This is a genomic window from Streptomyces sp. MK37H (genome assembly GCF_018035285.1).
Taxonomy (GTDB): domain Bacteria; phylum Actinomycetota; class Actinomycetes; order Streptomycetales; family Streptomycetaceae; genus Streptomyces; species Streptomyces endocoffeicus.
Map to the genome: position 1 here is coordinate 1 of NZ_JAAAYH010000169.1, position 17,431 is coordinate 17,431.

Consider the following 17,431-nt stretch of genomic DNA (forward strand, 5'->3'; position numbering starts at 1 on the left):
GGAACGGCCCCGGCACAACCCCGGCCCGGTACAACACCCGCGCACGCAAAGACGTAGGGCCCGGCTCACGATGAGCCGGGCCCTACGTTCTTCGAGCGGTAGCGGTGGGATTTGAACCCACGGAGGAGTTGCCCCCTCACGCGCTTTCGAGGCGCGCTCCTTCGGCCGCTCGGACACGCTACCGAGGGAGAGCCTAGCGGACGGGTGGCCGGGAACCGAAATCGGTTCCGGGACCGGCTCGTGCGGTGGGGCTCAGGGCTTGCGGAAGAAGGCGGTCAGGGGGGCCGCGCACGCCTCCGCCAGGACGCCCGCGATGACCTCGGGGCGGTGGTTGAGGCGGCGGTCGCGGACGACGTCCCAGAGGGAGCCGACCGCGCCGGCCTTCTCGTCCACGGCGCCGTAGACCAGCCGGTCCAGGCGGGACAGGACGATCGCGCCGGCGCACATCGTGCACGGCTCCAGGGTGACCACCAGGGTGCAGCCGGTCAGCCGCCAGCCGCCGAGGTGGTGGGCGGCGGCTCGGAGGGCGAGGACCTCGGCGTGGGCCGTGGGGTCGCCGTGGGCCTCGCGCTCGTTGCGGCCGCGGCCGAGCACCGAGCCGTCCGGGCCCAGCACGACGGCGCCGACCGGCACATCTCCCGTCTCGGGTGCCCGTACCGCCTCCTCCAGCGCCAGGCGCATCGGTTCGCGCCAGGGGTCGCGCAGGGGGTCGGGGTCGGGGCCGGGCAGGAGGCCGGTCAGCGGATCGGTCATGACATCAGTGTGCGGCGGTCAGCGCACCGCCTCCAGCCCCTCCATGCTGCACCCGAGCATCTCGGCGATCGATTCGAGGGCGTCCCCGTCGAGGGCCTTCAGCTCCTTTTCGTCCATGCCGAGGTCGGCCAGGATGTCGGCGTCGCCGAGCGGGCCGATCGGTACCGGGGCGTCGTCGGCGGCCTCGTCGTCCCGGTCCGGCTCGCCGTCCTCGGTGCCGTCCAGGTCGACCAGGCTGTCCAGATCGTCGTCGGGGTCCCGGCCGAGCAGCTCGTCGGTGAGCATCGAGCCGTACGAGGTGCGGGCGGCCGCTGCCGCGTCCGATACATAGATGTGCGGGTCGTCCTCGCCGTCCACGCGGACGACGCCGAACCACGCGTCTTCGTGCTCGATGAAGGCCAGTACCGTGTCGTCGTCCTTGGAGGCCAGACGGGCCAGTTCGATCAAGTCCGTCAGGGTTTCCACGTCATCGAGCTCTGTGTCGCTCGCTTCCCACCCTTCTGCGGTGCGCGCGAGCAATGCGGCGAAGTACACCGTGACTCTCCCACTGGTCATAGGCGTGCCGGGGCGGGCGGGACAGTGTCCCGCCCCAATCGGAATCGTGGCAGAAACCGTCGCTTCGCGAGAGGTCTTCCACGCTGCGTCGTGCACCAGTCCAAAGAGATGTGGCTCACGCGGACGGAATCGAAACGCGCGGAAACCGTCTCCGGCGGTTCGTCGGAAGCTCACCAGGCCTCACCAGGAGAACGTCCGCATGTGTATCGCCCGGCGCATCCGGGCCGCGCGGGCCTGCCGGGGACGCACCTGGTCCCGCACCGCCCGGGCCTCGTTCAGCGCGCGCAGGAAGCGGTCGCGACGGCGGCGGCGGTCCGCGGCGGTTTCCCTCGCGGTCGCGTCGGCCATGGTCACTCACTCCTCGGAGCCGAGGTATCGCCCGGTGGGAGCCCGAGCGCTGTTGCCCACTTTCCCCCGAATCAGCGGTTTGATGCCACTACGGCGGCAGACGGTCGAGCGCGGGGAGGCGCACGCAGGGCGTCACCGGCGGGAGCCGGGCTCCGGGGGCTCGGTTAGTGTCGTTGCCATGCGGATCCACGTCGTCGACCACCCGCTGGTGGCGCACAAACTCACCACGCTGCGCGACAAGCGCACCGACTCCCCCACCTTCCGGCGGCTCGCCGACGAGCTGGTGACCCTGCTCGCGTACGAGGCCACGCGCGATGTGCGCACCGAGCAGGTCGACATCGAGACCCCGGTGACGGCCACGACCGGGGTACGGCTGTCCCATCCGCGCCCCATGGTCGTGCCGATCCTGCGGGCCGGTCTCGGGATGCTCGACGGCATGGTGCGGCTGCTGCCCACCGCCGAGGTCGGCTTCCTGGGCATGATCCGTGACGAGGAGACGCTCCAGGCGTCCACCTACGCCACCCGGATGCCCGAGGACCTCTCCGGCCGTCAGGTCTACGTCCTGGACCCGATGCTCGCCACCGGCGGGACGCTGGTCGCGGCGATCAGGGAGCTGATATCGCGGGGCGCCGACGATGTGACCGCGCTGTGTCTGCTGGCGGCGCCCCAGGGCGTCGAGCTCATGGAGCGCGAGCTCGCCGGGGCGCCGGTGACGGTGGTCACCTCGTCCGTCGACGAGCGGCTCAACGAGCAGGGGTACATCGTGCCGGGGCTCGGCGACGCGGGCGACCGGATGTACGGCACCGCGGGCTGAGCCCCACCCGACTCATCAGCGGCAGGGCGATCCGGAGGGCGCGGGCGAGGGCTTGGCCAGGGCGGCCAGCGCCTTGTCCGCGTCCTTCTGCCCGACCAGGTCCTTGAAACCGTTGCCGATGATCAGGTCGATGTCCTTGCCGTCGCGCGCGTCGTTCTTGGTCTGGGCGCCGGGCAGCTGCGTGCCGAGCACATTGAAGGCCCCGTCGCCGGCGCCGGGGGCGCCGAGCAGTATCCCGGTGGCCTTGACCTTCTTGTCGTACCGGGTCGGGGCGTTGCCCACCTTCCCGATCTTGAAGCCGCGCTTCTCCAGCTCCTTGGCGGTGTCCTTGGCGAGGCCGGAGCGCGTGGTCGCGTTGTAGACGTTGACGGTGATCTGGGAGGGCTTCGGCAGCTTCCCGCCCGTACGGCCGTGCTGACCGCCCTGGCCGCTCTGGCCGCTGTCGGCCCGGCCGGACTTGGCGTTCTCGTCGGGGCGCTTGTCGCCGCGCTCGCAGTCCCCGGTGCCGTGCGCCGCGCGGACCTTCTGGCCGCCGCTGTCGCCGGAGAAGACATCGATGAGCTGAAGTGTTCCCCACCCGACCAGGCCGAGCGCCAGAACCGAGCCGAAGGCGGTGAACATCAGCCGCCGGCGGTTCCGGGGCCGGCTCATCCGCGGATAGCGATCGCCCGTAATGCGGTACTTTCCGCCCATGCCGGGAGGGGTCAGCATGCTCATGTGCGCAGCGTAGTGCGGCCAGGTGGCGATGCCTACTAAATGATCAATGGTTGGTGCTCAGACCTACCCGAAAGGGCCAACACGGATCGGAAGTCGATCAACGGCGATCGGTCACCGGGGGCGTGGGCGCGGTCAGCCCTCGAGCTCCAGGACGCGCGCGTGCAGCACCTGACGCTGCTGGAGCGCGGCGCGCACCGCCCGGTGCAGCCCGTCCTCCAGATAGAGGTCGCCCTGCCATTTCACGACATGGGCGAAGAGGTCCCCATAGAACGTGGAGTCCTCGGCGAGCAGCGTCTCCAGGTCGAGCTGCTGCTTCGTCGTGACCAACTGGTCAAGACGTACCGGGCGTGGGGCGACATCCGCCCACTGGCGGGTGCTTTCCCGGCCGTGGTCGGGATAGGGCCGACCGTTTCCGATGCGCTTGAAGATCACACGGAAAGCCTACCGGGCAAGCCCCTCCCGGCGCAGCCAAGGCGCCCGAGTGCCGGGCCGGAGCCGGGCTCCGCCGAACTCGGAAAATTGGAAAAAATGCCCAAAAGGGGCTAGGCGCTCACGGGGGCCCGGAGTAACGTAAATAACAGCCTGCGGGGCGAGCGAGGGAGCTTGACCGGAGAGGCGCTCAGGACAGAGGACGTAAGTCCCCCGAGAGCGTTTCCTAGATGGCCGGGCTGAGAGGCTCGAAGGTCGGGGAGACCTGAGAGCGACCTCCAACACCTGATACGGACAATGCCGCCGAAGGGAGCCCACCTCGCAGGTTTTGTCCTGCCCGCGCACCATGGCCTCATGGCTGTTCCCCAGCGCCCGCCGGGCCCGCACGGTGCGCCGGACCCGCGCCGCTGTCTGGTCACCGGCGCCACCGGCTACATCGGCGGCAGGCTGGTCCCCGAGCTGCTGGCCGCGGGGCATCGGGTGCGGTGTGTGGCCCGCTCCCCCGAGAAGCTGCGCGACCAGCCCTGGGCGGGACGGGTGGAGACCGTACGCGGCGATGTGACCGACGAGGAGTCCCTGCGCGCCGCCATGGAGGGCGTGGACGTCGCGTACTACCTGGTCCACGCGCTGGGCACCGGATCCGGCTTCGAGGAGACCGACCGCCGCGCCGCCCGGATCTTCGGCGAGCGGGCCCGGGCCGCCGGGGTGCGCCGGATCGTCTATCTCGGCGGGCTGACCCCGGAGGGCGTCCCCGAGCGCGCCCTCTCGCCCCATCTGCGCTCCCGGGCCGAGGTGGGCCGGGTGCTGCTGGACTCCGGGGTGCCGACGGCCGTGCTGCGGGCCGGGGTGATCATCGGCTCGGGTTCGGCCTCGTTCGAGATGCTGCGCTACCTCACCGAGCGGCTGCCGGCGATGGTGACGCCCCGCTGGGTGCGCACCCGCACCCAGCCCATCGCCGTCCGCGATGTGCTGCGGCTGCTGGTGGGCTGCGCCACGCTGCCGGAGGAGGTGCACCGGGCCTTTGACATCGGCGGCCCCGACGTCCTCACCTACCGCGCCATGATGCGGCGGTACGCGCGGGTGAACGGGTTGCGGCGGCGGCTGATCGTGCCCGTGCCGGTGCTCACCCCCGGGCTGTCCAGTCTGTGGGTCGGCCTGGTCACCCCCGTACCCGGCGCCATCGCCCGCCCGCTGGTGGAGTCGCTGCGCCATGAAGTGGTCTGCGCCGAACGGGACATCACCCGCTATGTGCCGGACCCGCCGGGCGGGCCGCTCGGCGTGGACCGGGCGCTGGAGCTGGCCCTGCGGCGGATCCGCGACGCGGAGGTGGCCACCCGCTGGTCCTCCGCCGCCACCCCCGGCGCGCCCAGCGATCCGCTGCCCACCGACCCCGACTGGTCGGGCGGCAGCCTCTACCAGGACCGCCGCGAGCGCGCGGTGGACGCCTCGCCGGGGGACGTCTGGCGGGTGGTGGAGGGGATCGGCGGTGCGAACGGGTGGTACTCGCTGCCGCTCGCCTGGGCGCTGCGCGGCTGGATCGACACCCTGGTGGGCGGCGTCGGGCTGCGCCGGGGCCGCCGGGACGCGGCGCGGCTCAGGGTGGGGGACAGCCTCGACTTCTGGCGGGTGGAGGAGGTCCTGCCGCCCCGGCTGCTGCGGCTGCGCGCCGAGATGCGGCTGCCGGGCCTGGCCTGGCTGGAGATGGTGGTCGACCGGGACGCGCGGGGCGGGACGGTGTACCGGCAGCGGGCGCTGTTCCATCCGCGCGGCCTCGCCGGACATCTGTACTGGTGGTCGGTCGCGCCGTTCCACGCGCTCGTCTTCGGCGGTATGGCCCGGAACATCGCCGCCCGGGCCGAGAGGGGCGAGGCCGGGACGGGCAGGGGCGGGAAGGACGCGGCCGGGACGAGAGCGTCCGCGTTCCGCGCCCGGTGAGCCCCCCTGCCGGCTCCGCCGGTCCGGGGCTGCTGAACCCCGCCGTCACCGGGACCCGTTCGGGGATCGGTTCGGGGACCCGTTCGCGGATCGGTTCGCGGACCGGTTCGGCCGCAGCCCCTCGAAGGCGAGCGGCAGATGCCGTGGCCCGCGCAGCACCGCGTTGCGCCGGTAGGTCGGCGGATCCTCCAGCAGCCGGGGCTCGTCCAGCCGGCGGGCCAGCTCGGTCAGCGCGATCTGCGCCTCCAGCCGGGCCAGCGGGGCGCCGAAGCAGCTGTGGATGCCGCTGCCGAAGCCGAGGTGCTGGTTGTCCCTGCGCTGCGGATCGAACCGGTCGGGGTCGGGGAAGCGCTGCGGATCGCGGTTGCCCGAGGCCAGCAGCAGCCACACGGACGCCCCCTGGGGAATGGTCACGCCCGCGATGTCGATCTCCGAGAGCGGGGTGCGCCGGGGAAGCATCTGCACCGGCGGATCGAACCGCAGCACCTCCTCCACCAGCGGGACGACCAGATGGGGATCCTTGCGCAGCCGGGCGAGCACATCGGGGTTGCGCAGCAGGGTCAGCATCCCGTTGGTGATCAGGTTGACGGTGGTCTCATGCCCCGCCACCAGCAGCAGCGCCGCGGTGCTCAGCAGCTCCACCCGGCTCATCCGCCCCTCCGGGCCCGCCCCGCTGACCAGGGCCGAGAGCATGTCGTCGCCGGGTGCGCGGCGGCGCTCCTCGATCAGCTCGGACAGATACGTCGCCAGTTCCGTACGGGCCTGCCGGGTGATCCGCCGCCGCTCGGCGGCGTCCGGGTCCGGGTCCGGGTCCGGGTCGGGGTCCAGACTGGCGGCGAGGGTGTCGGCCCAGGCGTGGAAGCGCGGCTCGTCCTCCCGTGGCACCCCGAGCAGCCGGCAGATCACGGTCACCGGGAAGGGGTAGGAGAAGTGGTCGACGAGATCGATCCGGTCCCGCCCCTCGAAGCCGTCGATCAACTCGCCGACGATACGGGTGAGTTCACCGCGCATCTCGTGGAGCCGGCGCGGGGTGTGCGGCGGGCCGAAGGGCGCCGTCGCGAGCCGGCGCAGCCGGTCGTGCTCGGGCGGGTCCAGCTTCAGGAAGCTGGGCGGCAGCCCCGGGTCGTCCTCCTCGGGCAGCTCCGAGGCGGCCTGGGGGTCCAGGTTGCGCGCGTCGGAGCTGAGCCGGGGGTCGTGCAGCAGACCGTGGATCTCCCAGTAGGTGGAGACGATGTACGGCCCCTCCTCGTCGTGCACCACGGGCGTCTTGCGCAGCTCGGCGTAGATCGGGTACGGATCGGCTCGATGGGCGTAGTCGGTGATCTGCCGTACGAGCGAGCCTTGCGTCTGCGTCATGGCTGAGTGCGTTCCTTCGTCGGGGTCGTCCCCCTGCTCAGCATCGATGAGGCGGCCGGGGCCCGCGCGCACAGCCAGGCCAAAGGGGCGAACGGCGACCGTGGCCCGCTCGCTACGATGGAGCGCCGCGCGCCGGGCGCGTTGCGGTGGGGAAGGAGACGGTGTGATGGACCACGACCGGACCGGCGGGCCCGGCTGGCCCCGCCGCCCCCGTCGGCGTGGCCAGGGCGAACTGGAGGCGCAGGTGCTCGCGGCGCTGAGCCGGGCGCCGGGGCCGGTGACCGCCGCATGGGTGCAGGAGCGGATCGAGGGCGAGCTCGCCTACACCACGGTCATGACCATCCTGTCCCGGCTGCACGCCAAACAGGCCGTGACGCGTGAGCGCGCGGGCCGGTCCTTCGTCTGGCGGGCGGCGTCGGACGAGGCGGGGCTCGCGGCGCTGCGGATGCGCCGGGTGCTGGACGGCCAGGACGACCGCGAGGCGGTCCTGGCCAGCTTTGTGACCGGGCTGACCCAGGACGACGAGCGGCTGCTGCGCGACCTGCTGAGCGACGCGGAGGAGCCGGAGGACTGACCGATGGGCGTCTTCGTCTTCCTCCCGCTGGTTCTGCCCCTGACGGCGCTGCCGATCGCCCGGCTCGCCGAGCAACATCTCCATCCGCGCACCGCCACCCGGCTGCTGACGCTCGTCGGCACCGTCCTCGCGGTGTGCTCCACGCTGTGCCTGGGGCTGCTGATGGTCGTCGGCACGGCGCAGCTGCCCGGCAACCCGCTGCCGGACAGCTGGTCGGACCCCGAGGTACGGGCGGCGGTGCCCTTTGACGTGGTGGCCGGGAAGGCGGCGATCGGCGCGCTGGCGGCGGTGGCCGTGTCCTGCACGGCCACCTGTCTGCGTCATGGCCGGGTGCGGCGGGACGCCCGGCTCGCGCTCGCCGGGCTGCCGGAGTCGCCGGTCGCGGTGCTGCCCGACGACAAGGCGTACGCGTACGCGCTGCCCGGAACCTCCGGGCGAACGGGGAAGCCGGGCCGGATCGTCGTCTCCACCGGGATGCTGGACAGCCTCAGCACCCGTGAGCGGCGGGCCCTGATCGCGCATGAGCGCGCCCATCTGACCGCGCACCACCACCGCTATCTGCTGGCCGCACAGCTCGCCGCGCGGGCCAACCCGCTGCTGCGGTCGCTGCGGGCCGCGGTGGACTACTGCGCCGAGCGCTGGGCGGACGAGGAGGCGGCCCGGGAGGTCGGCGACCGCCGGGTCACGGCGCGGGCGGTCGGCAAGGCCGCCCTGGTCTCCCGGGGCACGCCGGGGCCGGCGCTCGCCGGGTTCGCGGCGCCGGGGCCGGTGCCGCGCAGGGTCGCGGCTCTGCTGGAGCCCGTGGAGCCGTCCCGGCACTGGCCGCCGACGTGGACGGCGGCGGGGCTGGCCCTGTGGATCGCGGCGGTGGGCACCGCCGCGTCCGCGCTGTCCTCGGCGAACGCGGCGGTTGCCCTGGTCCTCGTCCTGCACGCCGCGACCCCGCTGTAGCCCCAGGTCGCGCCCTTACGGCTTGCGGGGCGGTCTTACGGTTGCGGCTTATGGCTTGCGGGGCGGTCTTACGGCTTTTACGCCTCGCCTTACAGGTCGAACTCGGCCGGCGGGAGCTCCAGCGTGTAGCACGCCTCGCGGACCATGGCCTGCTCGGTCTTGTCGAAGTTGCCGTCCGCGCCACCGATGACGATGCCGATCTGGATCACGGCGCGCGCCTCGGCGGGCTTCTTCTTGGCCTTGGCGACCTCCTGCATCACGCTCACCTTGCCGAAGTCGAAGTCCGTGGTGAGCTTGTTGACGTAGTCGTTGAAGCGGCGCTGCAGATCATCGGCCGGGAAGTTCTGCAGCACCTCATTGGTGGCGATCAGCTGGGCGACGCGCTGCCGCTCGGACGGGTCGACCGAGCCGTCCGCCGCCGCCACCAGGGCACACATCGCCATGCTCGCGTCGCGGAAGGCGCCGCTCTTCAAGTCGTTCTTCTTCGAGACGAGCTGAGTCTGCATCGTCTGGGCGGACTCCCTGATGCGGTCCCACAGGGCCATGGCCACTCACACTCCATAGGGTCGTTAGGATCTACAGTTGTGTAGAAGCTAGCAGGCGGGGTCGGTCAAGGCCGGGCGGATCGGCCCCTCTTCATCACTCTGTGAACTGATCGGAGAGGTAAAGAAGTTCCCAAGTTGAGGAGGTGACGGATGCGCTGGGCTGGACGTAAACCCTTGTACGCGAGAGCTGAGCCTTTTGGGGCGCGGGCTCGAGAGCGCCACTATGGTGCGTGGAATGTTCCACTCCGCAACCCCCCGCCGAAACTTGGAAAGAGGCCGGACTTTCCCCGCAGGTTCCCCGGGAGGGCGTATGTGATGAACGTCTCGTCCTTACCGCCGACACTGCCCGCGCGGCGCGCACCGGCGTCCCCGCCCCATGAGGCGGCACCGGCTCCGTCCCCCGCGCCGAAACAACGTGACGCATTCTTCGACAACGCCAAATACCTGGCGATCGTGCTGGTCGCGATGGGGCATGCGTGGGAGCCCTTACGAAGCGGCAGCAGAGCGGCATCCGCGCTCTATATGACCGTCTACACGTTCCATATGCCGGCGTTCATTCTCATCTCCGGGTACTTCTCGCGGAATTTCGATCTCCGGCCGGACCGGCTCAAGCGTCTGATCACGGGTGTCGCCGTTCCGTACGTCCTCTTCGAGGTCGCGTACACCTTCTTCAAACGGTGGGCGGACGACGATCCGTCCTATCCGATCACTCTGCTCGACCCCTGGTATCTGACCTGGTTTCTGATCGCGCTCTTCGTCTGGCGGCTGACCACACCGCTGTGGCGGATCGCGCGGTGGCCGGTGGCGCTGGCCCTCACCATCGCCGCGCTCGCCGCCTGTTCACCGAATATCGGTGACGACCTCGATCTGCAGCGGGTGCTGCAGTTCCTGCCCTTCTTCGTGCTGGGGCTGCACATGCGGCCGGAGCACTTCCGGCTGATGCGGCGGCGCGAGGTCAGATGGCTGTCGGCGCCGGTGGTCGCCGCCGCGGTGGTCTTCGCCTACTGGGCCGTGCCGCGGATGAACCCGGCGTGGTTCTACCGCCGGGACAGCGCGCAGGAACTCGGTGCGCCGTGGTGGGTCGGGACCGTGATGACGTTCGCCCTCTTCGGCTGCTCCATGGTGCTCACCGTGTGCTTCCTCGCCTGGGTGCCCCGGCGCCGGATGTGGTTCACGGTGCTCGGCGCCGGGACGCTGTACGGCTATCTGCTGCACGGCTTCCTCGCCAAGGGCTCCCGCTTCTGGGACTGGTACGACCACCCGTGGCCGCACCGGCCCCTGGGGGAGATCGCGGTGACGGCGGTGGCGGCGGCCGTGGTGACGGCCTTGTGCACGCCGCCCATCCAGCGGGCGTTCCGCTTTGCGATGGAGCCGCGGATGGAGTGGGCCTTCCGGAGACGCGACGGATGATCGGCGCACTCGGCCGGCGTCCCTTACCAGGGGGCGGTACGCGGCAAGGGGCGCCGGTCGCGGTGCGCAAGGTGCCGGTCGCGGAGCCTACTTGTGTGACTAATCGGGCTTTCGGATAGGCCGGTTGCGGCATGGGTAGCCCGTAGCCGACCCCAGTCCGTAGCCGGACGACGACTACGGCCACCGTCGCACGGAGAGGTGCCGGCCCAGCAGTGACACAGCCCTTTCAACTCCCCGACTTCTACATGCCGTATCCGGCGCGGCTGAACCCCCATGTCCAGGCGGCACGGGAGCACTCCACCCGGTGGGCCCGCGAGATGGGAATGCTCGAGGGCTCGGGGATCTGGGAGCAGGAGGATCTCGACGCCCACGACTACGCCCTGCTGTGCGCGTACACCCACCCCGACTGCTCCGACGCGGAGCTCTCGCTGGTCACGGACTGGTATGTGTGGGTGTTCTTCTTCGACGACCACTTCCTGGAGACGTTCAAGCGCTCCCAGGACCGTGAGGCCGGTAAGGCGTATCTCGACCGGCTGCCCGCCTTCATGCCGATGGACCCGGCCGCCGGGACCCCCGAGCCCACCAACCCGGTCGAGGCGGGGCTCGCGGATCTGTGGGCGCGGACGGTGCCCTCGATGTCGGGGGACTGGCGGGCGCGGTTCCGGGAGAGCACCGAGAACCTGCTCAACGAATCGCTCTGGGAGCTCTCGAACATCAACATCGACCGGGTCCCCAATCCGGTCGAGTACATCGAGATGCGCCGTAAGGTCGGCGGCGCGCCCTGGTCGGCCGGGCTGGTGGAGCACGCCGTGGGGGCCGAGGTGCCGGCGGTGATCGCCGGGGCGCGGCCGATGCGGGTGTTGCGGGACGCCTTCGCGGACGCGGTGCACCTGCGCAACGACCTGTTCTCGTACCAGCGGGAGATCGAGGACGAGGGCGAGCTCAGCAATGGCGTCCTGGTTCTGGAGACGTTCCTGCGCTGCACCACCCAGGAGGCGGCCGACTCCGTCAATGAGCTGCTCACCTCACGGCTGCAGCAGTTCGAGGACACCGCCCTCACCGAGCTCGGCCCGCTCTTCGCCGAGCACGGTCTGGACCCGGCGGCCTGCGCGGGGGTCCTCGCCTACGTCAAGGGGCTCCAGGACTGGCAGTCCGGCGGCCATGAGTGGCATATGCGCTCCAGCCGGTACATGAACGGCGCGCACGGCCCGGACGGTGTGAACGGTGTGGACGGCGCGGACAAGGCCCCGGCGTGGTCGCCCTTCGCGCTCAGCGGCCTCGGCACCTCCGCGGCCAGCCTGCCGATGACCACGGGCCGGGCGGAGGCGGCCCGGACCCGCAGGTTCAGCCATGTCCCGTTCCAGAGGACCGGGCCCTCCCTGCTGCCGGACTTCTTCATGCCGTTCACCCTCCGGCTCAATCGGCATCTGCCCACCGCCCGCGACCACCTGGTCGACTGGGCACATCGGATGGGCATCCTCGGACCGCAGCCCGGCATCCCCGGTTCGCACGTCTGGGACGAGCGGCGGATGCTCGCCGCCGACCTTCCGCTGTGCGCGGCCGGCATCCACCCGGACGGCTCCCTGGACGAGCTCGATCTGGCGTCGGGCTGGCTGGCCTGGGGCACCTACGCGGACGACTACTACCCGGCCGTCTTCGGCCGCACCCACGACCTGGCCGGGGCCCGGGCCTGCAACGCCCGGCTCGGGGCGTTCATGCCGCTCGACGCGGGCCCCACCCCGGCCCCGGCGAACGCGCTGGAGCGGTCGCTGGCCGACCTGTGGAGCCGTACGGCGGGCCCGATGGACGACTCGGCGCGCCGTGACTTCCGTAAGGCCGTCGAGAACATGACCGCCAGCTGGCTGTGGGAGCTGGCCAACCACACGAAGAACCGGATCCCCGACCCGGTCGACTACATCGAGATGCGCAGGCACACCTTCGGCTCCGACCTCACCATGAGCCTGTGCCGGCTGGCGCGCGGGCGGCGGGTGCCGCCCGAGATGTACCGCAGCGGCCCGGTCCGGTCGCTGGAGAACGCCGCCATGGACTACGCGACGCTGCTGAACGACGTCTTCTCGTACCAGAAGGAGATCGAGTTCGAGGGCGAGGTCCACAACGGCGTCCTCGTCGTCCAGAACTTCTTCGACTGCGACTATCCGACCGGGGTCGCCGTCGTGAACGATCTGATGACGTCCCGGATGCGGCAGTTCCAGCATGTCGCGGAGCATGAGTTCCCGGTGCTGTACGACGACTTCGGGCTGGGGCCGGAAGCCCGTAGGGCGATGGACGGCTATGTGGAGGAGCTGCGCGACTGGATGTCCGGCATCCTGAACTGGCACCGGGAGGTCCCGCGCTACCGGGAGGAAGAGCTGCTCCGCGCCCACCGGCGGCCGGTGGGGACCGGGGCCGGGACCGTGACGGGCGCCGGGACCGGAGCCGGGGCGCGGCCGGTGGCCCCGTGGCACGGGCCCACCGGGCTCGGCACCTCGGCCGCGCGGATTCCGGTGCCCGGCGGAGCCGCCGGATCGCATCCGTAAGGACCTCCGTAAGGGCCCCCGGAAGGACCGGTGAGGACCGTAAGGAGCTCGGGAACGAGACCTCGGGCCGGCCGCCCCGCCTTTGTCCGCCGGGACAAGGCGGGGCGGCCGCTTGTTGGCCGTCCGGCACGATGCCCGGCGCCCGGGGTGGCCTGTTGAATGCCGCGCAGTCCCCTCGCGCCCTGGAGGTACCGTGTCGGCCGCAGCTGAAGATCCCGGCAGCCCGGGCCCCGGCCCGGACCCCGGCGACGCCCCCGCGGGCGGGCTGATGGCCACCCCGCACCACTGGCCGCCGCTGATGGCGGCGGGCGGACCGAGGGCCATCCGCACCAACAACGTCTTCATGCCGCTCTACCAGATCGCGCTGATGGTCCCGATCACCATCGGGTTCACCGGGATGCTGGTGGCCCGGCCGGGCGGGGACGGGGCCGGGGACCCGGACGGGATTCTGCTGACGCTCGCCCAGGGCGCCCTGCCGGGCTGGGCCACCGGGCTGGTCGTGGTGGCCGCGGCGGCGTCCGCGATGGTGCCGGCCGGGGCGATGCGCGTCGGCATCTCGACCCTGGTGGCACGGAATCTGCTGCCCGTCCGCCGGGAGGCGGCCCGGATGGCGGTCAACCACAGCGTGGTCGTCCTGGCCATCGGGCTCGCGCTCACCCTCGGCATTCTGCGGCCGGGGCTGCTGGCCGACCTTCAGCTGCTCACGGTGAGCGGCTTCATCCAGATCGTGCTGGGGCTGCTGGCGGCGATCGGCCGCCGGCGGCTGCTGACCGCCCCGGGGGCGCTGGCGGGCCTGGTGACCGGTGAGGCGGTGGTGACCTGGCTGACCCTGGCCGAGGCGGAGACCCACCATGTGAACGCGGGCCTGGTCGCGCTGGCGGTCAATGTGCTGGTGGCGGCCGCCGTGACGGCGCTCTTCCGCCGCCGGGCCGCTTACCCAACCATGGATTCCGCCCTTGGGGCCCATGAGGACTGTGAGCCCCGTAAGGACAGCGAGCCCCGTGAGGACCCTGGTCGGAAGACCCGGACGGGCGCAGCGATGATCACCGAGGAAGGCGAGTGACCGTGACGACGACGGATGACGATCTCTGCTTCAGGACCGCACTGGACCTCAGCGCGCTGCTGCGCTCCCGCGAGCTGTCCGCGCGCGAGCTGCTCGAGGCCCATCTGGCCCGTATCGAACGGGTCAACCCGGCCGTCAACGCGATCGTCACCCTCGTCGCGGACCGCGCCCGCGAGGCCGCCCGGCAGGCCGATGAGCGGATCGCGGCGGGAGAGGAGCTCGGGCCGCTGCACGGGCTGCCCATCGCCCACAAGGACCTCCACAACACCGCGGGCATCCGCACCAGCCATGGCTCGCCGCTCGCCGACGGCGTGCCCGAAGAGGACGATCTGCTGATCGAGCGGATACGGGCCGCCGGGGCGATCACCCTCGGCAAGACCAACGTGCCCGAGTTCGGGGCCGGTTCGCACACCTTCAACCCCATATTCGGCGCCACCCACAACCCGTACGACCTGGGCCGCAGCGCGGGCGGCAGCAGCGGGGGCGCGGCGGCCGCGCTGGCCTCCGGCATGGTCCCGATCGCGGACGGCAGCGACACCGGCGGCTCGCTGCGCAACCCGGCCTCGTTCTGCAATGTCGTCGGTCTGCGCCCATCGCCCGGGCGCGTCCCCAACTGGCCCTCCCTGACCGCCTGGGGCACCCTCAGCGTCAAGGGGCCGATGGCCCGTACCGTGGCCGACACCGCCCTGCTGCTGTCCGCCATCGCCGGGCCCGACGCGCGGTCGCCGATCGCCCTGGAGGAGCCCGGCGCCCGCTTCGCCCGCCCCCTGGACCGCGATCTGACGGGGTTGCGGGTGGCCTGGTCACCGGATCTCGGGGGGCTGGTGCCGGTCGAACCCGAGGTGGCCGCGGTGGTCGAGTCGGCGGCGGAGGTCTTCACCGGCCTCGGCTGCGTCGTGGAGCGGGCCTGCCCGGACCTGACCGAGGCCGAGGAGGTCTTCCGTACGCTGCGCGCCTCGGCCTTCGAGGTTGCCTTCGGCCCGCTCATGGACCGCCACCCCGACGGGCTGAAGCGGGCGATCCGGGAGAACGCCGAGGAGGGGCGCAAGCTCACCGGGCCGGACGTCGGCCGCGCGGAGGTGCTGCACACCCTGCTCTACCACCGCGTACGGGAGTTCTTCGGCCGCTATGACGTGCTGCTGCTGCCGGTGAGCCAGGTGGTTCCGTTCGACGTCGGCATCGAGTACCCGACCGAGATCGCCGGGGTGGCCATGGACGACTATCTGGACTGGATGCGCTCGGCGTATCTGGTCAGCTCGACCGGCAGTCCCGCGCTGTCCGTACCGGCCGGGTTCACGCCCGGCGGGCTTCCCGTCGGGGTGCAGATCGTCGGGCCGCACCGGGCGGACTTCGCGGTCCTCCAGGTCGGCCACGCCTTCGAGCAGGCCACCGGGCACTGGCGGCGGCGCCCGGCGGGGATCGGGTAACCAGGCGGGATCGGGTAACCGAGGGCGGGATCGGGTAACCGGGCGGGCGCGGGCGGCGGCGGGTGAGAAAACACACCCGTTACCGCCCGCACACCCCTGGATAATCCATTTCTTCGAGCATCAGAGTGAACGGGTCCGGGCCGTGCCCCGGCGACCACCGGCGCTGATGAGCGGAGGAGCCATGTACGACGACTCCTCGTACGACGATGCCTCGGGCGGTCTGCTTTCGCTGGCCACCAGGGCCGCCGGGCTGGCCGGTGGCCCGGTCACCATCGAGGACGACGCGTCCGAGCTGATCACCTACTCCCCCGGCCAGGAGAACTCGGACGACGCGCGCATCGCCACGATCCTCAGCCGCCGGGTGCCCGACCGGTACCGCACCCTGCTGCGCACCGAGCATCTGGACGAGCGGCTGGCGGGTTCCTCCGGCCCGTTCTACGCGGATCTGCGCGGGGCGGGGATCCTGCCGCGCGCGATCATGCCGATCCGGGCCGGTGATACGGCCATCGGCTCCATCTGGGCGATTGTGCCCTCCTCGCCGTCCCCGGAGCAGCGGGCCGCCCTGGAGGAGTCGGCCGCGTTGCTCGCGCCGCTGCTCGCCCGGCAGGCCGAGCGGCGGTTGGCCGCGGACGCGCGGCGGACCGCCGCCGTACGGGCGCTGCTCCGCGGCGGGGACGAGGCCGTCGAGACGGCCCGTGAGCTCCCGCTGGGGCCGGGACCGCTGGCCGTGGTCGCCGTACGCCCGCTGCCGTCGGCGCCCGCGCCCGCCCCCGGCCCGTACGACGGCCTGTGTGACGGTCCGTATGGCAACCCGTATGGCACCCCGTACGACGGCACGTGCGCGGGCCCGGGCGGTCCGCCCGGCGATCCGCTGCGCCGGGCCCTCGCCGACCTGGACCGCAGGCTCTCCGCGTTCCAGCCCGGCGGGCTCGGCGCGGAGGTCGACGGTGTGGGCTATGCCGTGGTGCCGGTCGGCGACGAACAACGGCTGCTGCGGGCGGTGGGGGAGCTGCCGGGAATGGCGGCCGGTGTCGGCCGCACCGTCCCGGGGCCCGGTCGGCTCGGCCGCTCACGCGCCGACGCAGAACTGGTGGTCCGGCTGCTCGCCCGGCTCGGCGCGACGCGGGAACGCACCGCCCATATCCGCGACGTCCAGCTGGACGCCCTGCTCATGCGGACCGTGGACCTGGCCGTCGAGGCGGGTCACGATCCGCTGGGCGCGCTCGCGGAGCTGGAGGAGTACGACCGCAGGCGCGGCACCGCGCTGCTGGACAGCGTGGACCGCTATCTGGCCGCCGGAGAGGACGCCCGGCTGGCCGACCGTCAGCTGCATGTCCACCCCAACACCCTGCGCTACCGGCTGCGGCGGGCGCAGGAGATCACCGGGCTCGATCTGAGCGACCCCGCCGCTGCGTTCGACATCCGGCTGAGGCTGCGGCTGCGCGCCCTGCGCCTGCCGTAGGCGCGGCGCGGACCGGCGGACCGCGACCAGCGGATCGTCGCGGGACCCGCGACGTCTGGCGCGGCCCCGGCCACCGTTGGTGGATGCCCCCGGAACCAGCCGCCGCGGGCCCGCGGCGTCGGCCGCTGAGGTCACAGGCGCGAAGGTCCACCGGCCAGGGCCCAGGCCATGACCGGTCGGGCCGCTCCACGGCAGGCCGTCAGTGCCCGGCGCCCGGCAGGCCGTCAGTCCCCGGCGACAAGACTCCGTTTGTCCCGGGCGACAAGGCCCGCCCGTGCGCTCTCGGCCTCCGGGCCAGTGCGGTGCCCGGCCCCCTCCCCCGATGATGGCGTTTCACTCATGGGAAGGAGCGCATCCGTGCCCACTGCCATCGGTCCGTCCCGCCCACCGCGCAGCGCCGTCGTCATCGGCGCGGGCATGGTCGGCCTCGCCACCGCCTGGTCGCTGCGGAACCACGGCGTCGAGGTCACCGTCGTGGAACGGCGCCACCCCGCGGCCGGGGCGTCCTGGGGGAACGCCGGCTGGCTGTCCCCGGCCCTGACGCTGCCGCTGCCC

17 protein-coding genes and 1 tRNA gene are annotated in these 17,431 nt (G+C 72.1%); 10 read left to right on the plus strand and 8 right to left on the minus strand.

The window, feature by feature from the left end:
• Window positions 1-96: 96 nt before the first annotated feature.
• From GWI24_RS22995 to GWI24_RS23010, 4 genes are all read right to left on the minus strand, one after another.
• Window positions 97-183 (minus strand) — tRNA-Ser (locus GWI24_RS22995).
• A gap of 69 nt (window positions 184-252) precedes the next feature.
• Complete coding sequence (gene tadA, locus GWI24_RS23000) at window positions 253-753, minus strand: tRNA adenosine(34) deaminase TadA (protein ID WP_210947810.1); 501 nt, start codon at window positions 751-753, stop codon at window positions 253-255.
• An 18-nt stretch (window positions 754-771) separates the two neighbouring features.
• Complete coding sequence (locus tag GWI24_RS23005; protein WP_247616761.1) at window positions 772-1,308, minus strand: hypothetical protein; 537 nt, start codon at window positions 1,306-1,308, stop codon at window positions 772-774.
• A gap of 180 nt (window positions 1,309-1,488) precedes the next feature.
• Window positions 1,489-1,656 (minus strand): hypothetical protein, encoded by a 168-nt coding sequence (locus GWI24_RS23010; RefSeq protein WP_020870137.1) that lies wholly within the window; start codon window positions 1,654-1,656, stop codon window positions 1,489-1,491.
• A gap of 178 nt (window positions 1,657-1,834) precedes the next feature.
• On the opposite strand from GWI24_RS23010, the gene upp reads away from it, so the two are divergent.
• The gene (upp, locus tag GWI24_RS23015; protein ID WP_037956795.1) at window positions 1,835-2,470 is read left to right on the plus strand and encodes a uracil phosphoribosyltransferase; all 636 of its coding nucleotides are present in this window, start codon (window positions 1,835-1,837) and stop codon (window positions 2,468-2,470) included.
• A gap of 15 nt (window positions 2,471-2,485) precedes the next feature.
• Here upp and GWI24_RS23020 read toward each other — a convergent pair whose 3' ends face one another.
• Window positions 2,486-3,187 carry a LytR C-terminal domain-containing protein gene (locus tag GWI24_RS23020; RefSeq protein WP_210947811.1) on the minus strand — a complete coding sequence of 234 codons (702 nt, stop codon included), beginning with the start codon at window positions 3,185-3,187 and terminating at the stop codon, window positions 2,486-2,488.
• Window positions 3,188-3,319: 132 nt separating this feature from the next.
• Complete coding sequence (locus GWI24_RS23025; protein WP_014061825.1) at window positions 3,320-3,619, minus strand: type II toxin-antitoxin system VapB family antitoxin; 300 nt, start codon at window positions 3,617-3,619, stop codon at window positions 3,320-3,322.
• A gap of 351 nt (window positions 3,620-3,970) precedes the next feature.
• Between GWI24_RS23025 and GWI24_RS23030 the strand changes: the two genes are divergently transcribed.
• Window positions 3,971-5,551, plus strand: a complete 1,581-nt coding sequence (locus GWI24_RS23030) for an SDR family oxidoreductase (RefSeq protein ID WP_210947812.1) — start codon at window positions 3,971-3,973, stop codon at window positions 5,549-5,551.
• A gap of 45 nt (window positions 5,552-5,596) precedes the next feature.
• Here the strand turns inward: GWI24_RS23030 and GWI24_RS23035 are convergent, their stop codons facing one another.
• The gene (locus GWI24_RS23035; protein WP_210947813.1) at window positions 5,597-6,907 is read right to left on the minus strand and encodes a cytochrome P450; all 1,311 of its coding nucleotides are present in this window, start codon (window positions 6,905-6,907) and stop codon (window positions 5,597-5,599) included.
• A 166-nt stretch (window positions 6,908-7,073) separates the two neighbouring features.
• On the opposite strand from GWI24_RS23035, the gene GWI24_RS23040 reads away from it, so the two are divergent.
• A complete protein-coding gene (locus GWI24_RS23040) occupies window positions 7,074-7,481 on the plus strand; it encodes a BlaI/MecI/CopY family transcriptional regulator (protein ID WP_210947814.1) in 408 nt (135 codons plus the stop codon).
• 3 nt (window positions 7,482-7,484) lie between these two features.
• A complete protein-coding gene (locus tag GWI24_RS23045) occupies window positions 7,485-8,432 on the plus strand; it encodes a M56 family metallopeptidase (RefSeq protein WP_210947815.1) in 948 nt (315 codons plus the stop codon).
• A gap of 89 nt (window positions 8,433-8,521) precedes the next feature.
• On the opposite strand, the gene GWI24_RS23050 is transcribed toward GWI24_RS23045, so the two are convergent.
• Window positions 8,522-8,977 (minus strand): tellurite resistance TerB family protein, encoded by a 456-nt coding sequence (locus GWI24_RS23050; protein ID WP_210947823.1) that lies wholly within the window; start codon window positions 8,975-8,977, stop codon window positions 8,522-8,524.
• A gap of 315 nt (window positions 8,978-9,292) precedes the next feature.
• On the opposite strand from GWI24_RS23050, the gene GWI24_RS23055 reads away from it, so the two are divergent.
• The 6 genes from GWI24_RS23055 to GWI24_RS46320 form a co-directional block, all read left to right on the plus strand.
• Entirely contained in the window at window positions 9,293-10,387 is a 1,095-nt protein-coding gene (locus tag GWI24_RS23055; protein WP_210947816.1) for an acyltransferase family protein, read from the plus strand.
• 212 nt (window positions 10,388-10,599) lie between these two features.
• Window positions 10,600-12,924 carry a family 2 encapsulin nanocompartment cargo protein terpene cyclase gene (locus GWI24_RS23060; RefSeq protein WP_210947817.1) on the plus strand — a complete coding sequence of 775 codons (2,325 nt, stop codon included), beginning with the start codon at window positions 10,600-10,602 and terminating at the stop codon, window positions 12,922-12,924.
• Between the two features lie 193 nt (window positions 12,925-13,117).
• A complete protein-coding gene (locus tag GWI24_RS23065; protein ID WP_210947818.1) occupies window positions 13,118-13,987 on the plus strand; it encodes a hypothetical protein in 870 nt (289 codons plus the stop codon).
• A gap of 2 nt (window positions 13,988-13,989) precedes the next feature.
• Window positions 13,990-15,414, plus strand: a complete 1,425-nt coding sequence (locus GWI24_RS23070) for an amidase (protein ID WP_210947819.1) — start codon at window positions 13,990-13,992, stop codon at window positions 15,412-15,414.
• A gap of 166 nt (window positions 15,415-15,580) precedes the next feature.
• Complete coding sequence (locus GWI24_RS23075; RefSeq protein WP_210947820.1) at window positions 15,581-16,876, plus strand: CdaR family transcriptional regulator; 1,296 nt, start codon at window positions 15,581-15,583, stop codon at window positions 16,874-16,876.
• A gap of 357 nt (window positions 16,877-17,233) precedes the next feature.
• Window positions 17,234-17,431 (plus strand): FAD-dependent oxidoreductase (locus GWI24_RS46320; protein WP_308343946.1); only part of this gene is annotated, 198 nt, incomplete at its 3' end.